Below are 6,483 nucleotides of genomic sequence, written 5' to 3'. Positions count from 1 at the left end.
GTTAAGTGTCAACAACTCCCTTTCATAATTTGATCTTACGCTTTATGACGAAGATCAGACTAGTTATGGAGTAAAAAGTGAGACTGATGACGATGGGATGAGCCCCCTACAAAAATTAGCGACAGATTTCCTAGCGAGCAATAACATCCAATTAGCTTTAAATATCAATAAGATTGCTTAGCAGAAATTGCTGTAAGACTGAAAAACAAACAATTTTTTGTTGACTATGAATCGGAAACTCGGTAAACGTAGAGTTAAGCAAACACAATTAACGTTGAATATTTATGCCATCTAACAGCCTAGTAGTAATGACCACGACCATTATTATTACCGACACGACACATGTTGGGGCAGGCTGCTGAGCGAAAGAAATTCACAAAAAAGGCCTGTATCCAACAAGATACAGGCCTTTTTTTATGCTTTTTTATCCAGAATTTAGACAAGTTTGAGAAGATATACCGGAGGAAGGGATGCGAGTATTGAAGTTTGGCGGTTCATCACTAGCTGATGCAGATCGCTTTTTAAGAGCGGCAGACATCATTGCCAATAACGCTCAACAAGAAGAAGTGGCGGTTGTTCTTTCAGCCCCAGGTAAAACAACAAATAAGTTGGTTGCGGTCATTGAAGGCGCGTTGCGCAATGGTGAAGCAGAGCTGCAAATCAAAGAGTTGGATGAATCGTTTAAAACGCTCTTCACTCAAATCCAAGTAGTACTCCCCAATATTGATGGTTCAGCTTTCGATAACCAAGTGAAAACCTCGCTATCTCAATTACGTCAATTTGTTCACGGCATCAATCTATTAGGTATGTGCCCAAACAACGTAAATGCGCGCATTATTAGTAAAGGTGAGCGTGTTTCCATTCAGTTGATGAAAGCTGTCTTGGAGGCGAAGGGACAACAAGCGAGCTTGATCGATCCTGTCGAGTATCTGTATGCCCAAGGTGATCATCTTGAAGCTATGGTTGATGTGGATATTTCAACGCAAAACTTCCGTCAAAAACCCCTTCCTCAGGGTCATGTGAACATTATGCCGGGCTTTACAGCTGGCAACGAAAAAGGAGAGCTTGTCACGCTGGGTCGTAATGGCTCTGACTACTCGGCAGCGGTTCTTGCAGCTTGTTTACGCGCAGACTGCTGTGAAATCTGGACCGACGTTGATGGTGTATACAACTGTGACCCACGTTTAGTCGAAGATGCTCGCCTACTTAAATCACTAAGCTACCAAGAAGCGATGGAGCTTTCTTATTTTGGTGCTTCCGTTCTGCACCCGAAAACCATCGCCCCTATTGCTCAATTCCACATTCCATGTCTGATCAAAAACAGCTTTAACCCTCAAGGTGCAGGTACTCTTATCGGCCAAGATACTGGTGAAGATAATCTTGCGATCAAAGGTATTACAACACTTAACGACCTAACCATGGTTAACGTATCAGGCCCTGGTATGAAAGGCATGGTAGGTATGGCGAGCCGTGTATTCGGTGCGATGTCGTCTGCTGGTGTATCTATTGTTCTGATCACTCAGTCTTCTTCTGAATACAGCATCAGCTTCTGTATTGAGGCTGAAGATAAAGCGAAAGCGCAGCAAGTGCTGGCCGATGCGTTCGAGTTAGAACTGAAAGATGGCTTACTAGAACCAGTCGAGTTTATTGATAATGTTTCAATCATTACGCTTGTTGGTGACGGTATGCGCACATCGCGTGGTGTGGCTTCTCGCTTCTTCTCTTCTCTTGCTGAAGTGAACGTGAATATCGTGGCGATAGCACAAGGCTCATCAGAACGTGCGATTTCTGCAGTTATTCCAGAAGACAAAATTTCTGAGGCGATCAAAGCGTGTCACGAAAACCTATTCAACTCGAAACACTTCCTCGATGTGTTCGTTGTTGGTGTTGGTGGTGTGGGTGGCGAGCTGGTGGATCAGATCGAGCGCCAACAAGTCAAACTGGCTGAGAAAGGCATTGTGATTCGAGTTTGTGGCTTAGCAAACAGCAAAGGTCTGTTGCTTGATAGCGAAGGCTTACCGCTCGAGCACTGGCGTGATCGTATGTCAGCAGCCACAGAAGAATTCAGCCTAGCGCGTCTGATTTCTTTGGTACAACGCAATCATATTATCAACCCTGTATTGGTTGATTGTACTTCCAGTGAAGACATTGCTAAACAATACGCCGACTTCCTAGCGGCAGGTTTTCATGTTGTAACACCAAACAAAAAAGCAAACACAGCAAGCATGGCGTACTACCATCAGCTTCGCGATGTGGCTCGTAGCTCCCGTCGTAAATTGATGTATGAAACAACCGTAGGTGCAGGCCTACCGGTTATTGAAAACCTGCAAAACCTAATTTCTGCAGGCGATGAACTGGAGCGTTTCAGCGGTATTCTTTCCGGTTCTCTTTCTTATATTTTCGGTAAGTTAGATGAAGGAATGAGCTTAAGTGAAGCGACGAATATCGCAAAAGAAAATGGCTTTACTGAACCAGATCCTCGTGATGATCTGTCTGGTATGGATGTCGCGCGTAAGTTGTTGATCCTAGCTCGTGAAGCGGGCATGTCACTAGAGCTTGAAGACGTTGTTGTTGACCAAGCGCTACCGCCAGGCTTTGATGATTCAGGCAGTGTTGATGAGTTTATGGCGCGTCTCCCAGAAGCGGACGCTTACTTCAAAGAGTTATCGGCTAAAGCAGCAGAAGAAGGCAAAGTACTGCGTTACGTTGGTGAAATTAACGAAGGAAAGTGCACAGTAAGCATCGCTGCGGTGGATGAAAACGATCCGATGTATAAAATCAAAGACGGTGAAAACGCACTGGCATTTTACAGCCGTTACTACCAGCCAATCCCACTTGTGTTGCGTGGCTATGGCGCAGGTACTGAGGTAACGGCTGCGGGTGTATTCTCTGACGTGATGCGTACTTTAGGTTGGAAACTAGGGGTATAACAAGAATGAGTTCAAGTGATATGGATGTAGTGGTTTATGCCCCAGCATCAATTGGTAATGTAAGTGTTGGTTTTGATGTATTGGGGGCGGCGGTGTCCCCAGTGGATGGAACCTTGCTAGGTGACAGAGTACAAGTTAAGGCAGGGACTGAGCCGTTCAGTCTGAAAACTGCGGGTAATTTTGTCTCTAAGTTGCCTACAGAGCCAAAAGAAAACATCGTTTACGATTGTTGGCTGGTGTTTTCTCGCGAGCTAGATAAAAAAGGTGTTGAGCTAAAACCACTTGAAATGACGCTAGAAAAGAACATGCCAATAGGCTCAGGTTTAGGCTCAAGTGCATGTTCTATCGTGGCGGCGCTGGATGCCTTAAACCGATTCCATGGTCAGCCGCTTAACGAGACAGAGTTGTTAGCGCTGATGGGAGAAATGGAAGGCAAGATCTCTGGTGGTATTCACTACGATAACGTCGCGCCGTGTTACCTTGGTGGTGTCCAGTTGATGCTTGAAGAGCTTGGTATCATCAGTCAAGAAGTGCCTTGTTTTGATGATTGGTACTGGGTCATGGCGTATCCGGGTATCAAGGTATCAACAGCAGAAGCGCGTGAGATCCTACCATCTCAATACCGTCGACAAGATATCATTGCTCATGGCCGCCATCTTGCGGGCTTTATTCATGCGTGTCATTCTGGTCAGCCAGAACTTGCTGCAAAAATGATCAAAGACGTGATCGCAGAACCGTATCGTGAGAAACTGCTTCCAGGTTTTGCGAATGCACGTCAATACGCAGCGTCTGCGGGTGCATTGGCAACCGGTATTTCTGGCAGTGGGCCGACACTGTTCAGTATTTGCAAAGAGAAAGATGTCGCTGAGCGAGTTGCTCGCTGGTTAGAACAAAACTACGTACAAAACGAAGAAGGATTCGTCCACGTTTGTCGTCTAGATAAGCAGGGTTCGAAAGTAACAGGAAGTGAGCTATGAAGCTTTACAATATAAAAGAAAATGATGAACAAGTTTCCTTTGGCCAAGCCGTTCGCCAAGGGTTAGGCCGTAACCAAGGTCTATTTTTCCCATCGGAATTACCAAAGTTTGAAGACGTTGATGCGCTACTGGCAGAAGACTTTGTTTCTCGTAGCACTAAGATTTTATCAGCGTTTATCGGTGATGAGCTGGCGGAAGAGCAAGTCAACGCGCTTGTGGACGCAGCGTTCCAATTCCCGGCGCCAATCAATCAAGTCAAAGACGGTGTTTACGCGTTAGAGCTTTTCCATGGTCCAACGCTGGCATTTAAAGATTTTGGCGGTCGCTTTATGGCGCAATCTCTTGCGGCGGTATCGGACGGTGGCAAGATCACCATTCTGACTGCGACCTCTGGCGATACTGGCGCAGCCGTTGCGCACGCTTTCTATGGTATGGAAGACATCAACGTTGTGATTCTTTACCCGAAAGGCAAGATTAGCCCACTGCAAGAGAAGCTATTCTGTACGCTAGGCAAGAACATTCACACTGTCGCGATCGATGGCGACTTCGATGCGTGTCAGGCACTGGTTAAGCAAGCTTTTGATGATTCTGCACTGCGTGAAGAGATCGGTCTTAACTCTGCAAACTCAATCAACATCAGCCGTTTGATGGCGCAAATCTGTTACTACTTTGAAGCCGCTGCGCAAATGAGCAAGCAAGAGCGTGAAAACCTAGTGGTATCAGTACCAAGCGGTAACTTCGGTAACCTAACTGCTGGTCTACTGGCAAAAGCGCTGGGCTTGCCTATCAAACGCTTTATCGCTGCAACTAATGCCAATGACACGGTTCCTCGCTACCTAGAAACAGGTAAGTGGGAGCCAAAACCAACAGTAGCAACGACATCGAACGCGATGGACGTGAGCCAACCAAACAACTGGCCTCGTATCGAAGAGCTATGCCGTGTGAAAGAGTGGGGCTTGGAGACGCTAGGTAAAGGTGCAGTATCTGATGAGCAAAGCGCACAGTCAGTGAAAGACTTACATGCTCTAGGCTATCTATGCGAACCGCACGGTGCGATTGCTTACCGCGTTCTTGAAGAGCAACTGCAAGACGGTGAAACCGGTCTGTTCCTATGTACTGCTCACCCTGCGAAGTTCAAAGAAGTGGTGGATGATATTCTAGAATCCGATATCGACCTTCCTGCACCACTAGCGAAGCACGCTGCGATGGAGCTGCTATCGGAAGATCTCGACGCAGACTTTGACGCATTGAAACAAGTACTGCGCCGCGTGCAGTAAGCTTCAAAGTATAGTAAGTATCAAAAACAGAAATAACGAGAGGTGAATGAGTAATCATTCACCTTTTTTATTGTCGGTAAGTTTTGACTCTCTTTATGATTGAGAAACGAACTTAACTAAATGAGATGGAAAGAGAAGCATGCATTTTTTGATTTTTCTTGGCTCAGTGAGAGACAGCACGCCACCACGACCAGCCCGCTTGGGCATGCGAGTGAGTAGAGCTTGTGAAACGTTGTTTAAGAATCAGTATTCGCAACATACCGTCGAAATCATTGACCCATTGAACTACGACTTTGACGACGTGTTTAAGCCTGAGTTTGCTTACCATCGCGCTAAAGTGCCAGCCCACTTGAGAGAACTGGCAGACAAAATTAAAAGTGCCGATGGGTACGTGATGGTCAGTCCGGAATATAACCATTCGATGAGTCCTGCCTTGGCTAATATGCTTAACCATTTTGGTAGTTCGCTGTTTTCTTATAAGCCAAGTGCTATCGTGACCTATTCTGCTGGACAATGGGGTGGTGTTCGAGCTGCAGTGTCGATGCGTACCTTCTTATCTGAACTTGGATGTCTACCTGTCTCGGCGATGATTCACATTCCGAAAGCGCAAGAAGTGTTTGACGAACAGGGTGTCGTTGCGGATGAATTGCAGCAGACGCAGTGGGACAGCTATATGAATCGCACAATACATCAATTGATTTGGTGGGCAGAAGGCGCTTCACAACAAAGAGAAAGGCTTGACCCAACCTCACTGGCTGAAGTGTTTAAGAAGGATCCGTCACAGAGAAATGCTCCGTAAAGGAACAGAACGGTTAGATGCATGGAAAAACAAAAAAAGCTTGGCCATTGAGACCAAGCTTTTTAAATGTGAGTAAGTCGATTTTATTGAGATTATAGCGTCTCAGTAAAAGTACGAGCGATGACGTCACGTTGCTGTTCTGGAGTCAGCGAGTTGAAACGTACTGCGTAACCAGAAACACGGATAGTTAGTTGTGGGTATTTCTCTGGGTGTGCAACTGCATCTTCTAGTGTTTCGCGTTTAAGCACGTTCACGTTTAGGTGTTGACCGCCTTCGATGCGAGGAGCTGTTTCGATTGCTACTTCACGGCTTTCGTATTCACCTAGATCGCTGATTGCGATAACTTGGTCTGCTTCGTAGCCAGCAGTTGCAGCAACACAACGAGCTTCATTTTTTTCGCTATCTAATAGCCAGATAGAGTTTAGTAGGTCGTCGTTTGCCGCTTTTGTAATTTGGATACCTTGGATCATCACTATCTCCTAGACCACTTACGTGGTGAT

6 protein-coding genes and 1 other annotated feature are annotated in these 6,483 nt (G+C 46.0%); of the genes, 5 read left to right on the top strand and 1 reads right to left on the bottom strand.

Annotated features, from left to right (window positions below; translation table 11 throughout):
• Nucleotides 1-284: 284 nt before the first annotated feature.
• The 5 genes from thrL (at nt 285) to CAG69_RS12880 (ending at nt 5,983) form a co-directional block, all read left to right on the top strand.
• Nucleotides 285-362, top strand: a complete 78-nt coding sequence (gene thrL / locus CAG69_RS12900) for a thr operon leader peptide (RefSeq protein ID WP_074192076.1) — start codon at nt 285-287, stop codon at nt 360-362.
• Nucleotides 298-417 (top strand) — a sequence feature (Thr leader region). Its footprint overlaps the gene before it by 65 nt.
• Before the next feature lie 53 nt (nt 418-470).
• Entirely contained in the window at nt 471-2,930 is a 2,460-nt protein-coding gene (gene thrA, locus CAG69_RS12895; protein WP_161444537.1) for a bifunctional aspartate kinase/homoserine dehydrogenase I, read from the top strand.
• Nucleotides 2,931-2,950: 20 nt separating this feature from the next.
• The gene (thrB, locus tag CAG69_RS12890; protein ID WP_041852994.1) at nt 2,951-3,907 is read left to right on the top strand and encodes a homoserine kinase; all 957 of its coding nucleotides are present in this window, start codon (nt 2,951-2,953) and stop codon (nt 3,905-3,907) included.
• Nucleotides 3,904-5,184 (top strand): threonine synthase, encoded by a 1,281-nt coding sequence (thrC, locus tag CAG69_RS12885; RefSeq protein WP_161444535.1) that lies wholly within the window; start codon nt 3,904-3,906, stop codon nt 5,182-5,184. The genes thrB and thrC overlap by 4 nt, the downstream gene beginning before the upstream one ends.
• Nucleotides 5,185-5,323: 139 nt before the next feature.
• Complete coding sequence (locus CAG69_RS12880; protein WP_046873970.1) at nt 5,324-5,983, top strand: NADPH-dependent FMN reductase; 660 nt, start codon at nt 5,324-5,326, stop codon at nt 5,981-5,983.
• 92 nt (nt 5,984-6,075) lie between these two features.
• On the opposite strand, the gene grcA is transcribed toward CAG69_RS12880, so the two are convergent.
• The gene (gene grcA, locus CAG69_RS12875) at nt 6,076-6,453 is read right to left on the bottom strand and encodes an autonomous glycyl radical cofactor GrcA (protein WP_005381814.1); all 378 of its coding nucleotides are present in this window, start codon (nt 6,451-6,453) and stop codon (nt 6,076-6,078) included.
• Nucleotides 6,454-6,483 lie beyond the last annotated feature (30 nt).

Origin of the sequence: Vibrio sp. V43_P6S15P86 (genome assembly GCF_009904725.1) — a bacterium.
GTDB lineage: Bacteria > Pseudomonadota > Gammaproteobacteria > Enterobacterales > Vibrionaceae > Vibrio > Vibrio diabolicus.
This window is presented reverse-complemented; position numbering and strand designations above follow the sequence as displayed.

Coding starts and splice junctions, on each gene's coding strand:
- thrL (WP_074192076.1), top strand. CDS start 285: ATGCCATCTAACAGCCTAGTAGTAATGACCACGACCATTATTATTACC.
- thrA (WP_161444537.1), top strand. CDS start 471: ATGCGAGTATTGAAGTTTGGCGGTTCATCACTAGCTGATGCAGATCGC.
- thrB (WP_041852994.1), top strand. CDS start 2,951: ATGGATGTAGTGGTTTATGCCCCAGCATCAATTGGTAATGTAAGTGTT.
- thrC (WP_161444535.1), top strand. CDS start 3,904: ATGAAGCTTTACAATATAAAAGAAAATGATGAACAAGTTTCCTTTGGC.
- CAG69_RS12880 (WP_046873970.1), top strand. CDS start 5,324: ATGCATTTTTTGATTTTTCTTGGCTCAGTGAGAGACAGCACGCCACCA.
- grcA (WP_005381814.1), bottom strand. CDS start 6,453: ATGATCCAAGGTATCCAAATTACAAAAGCGGCAAACGACGACCTACTA.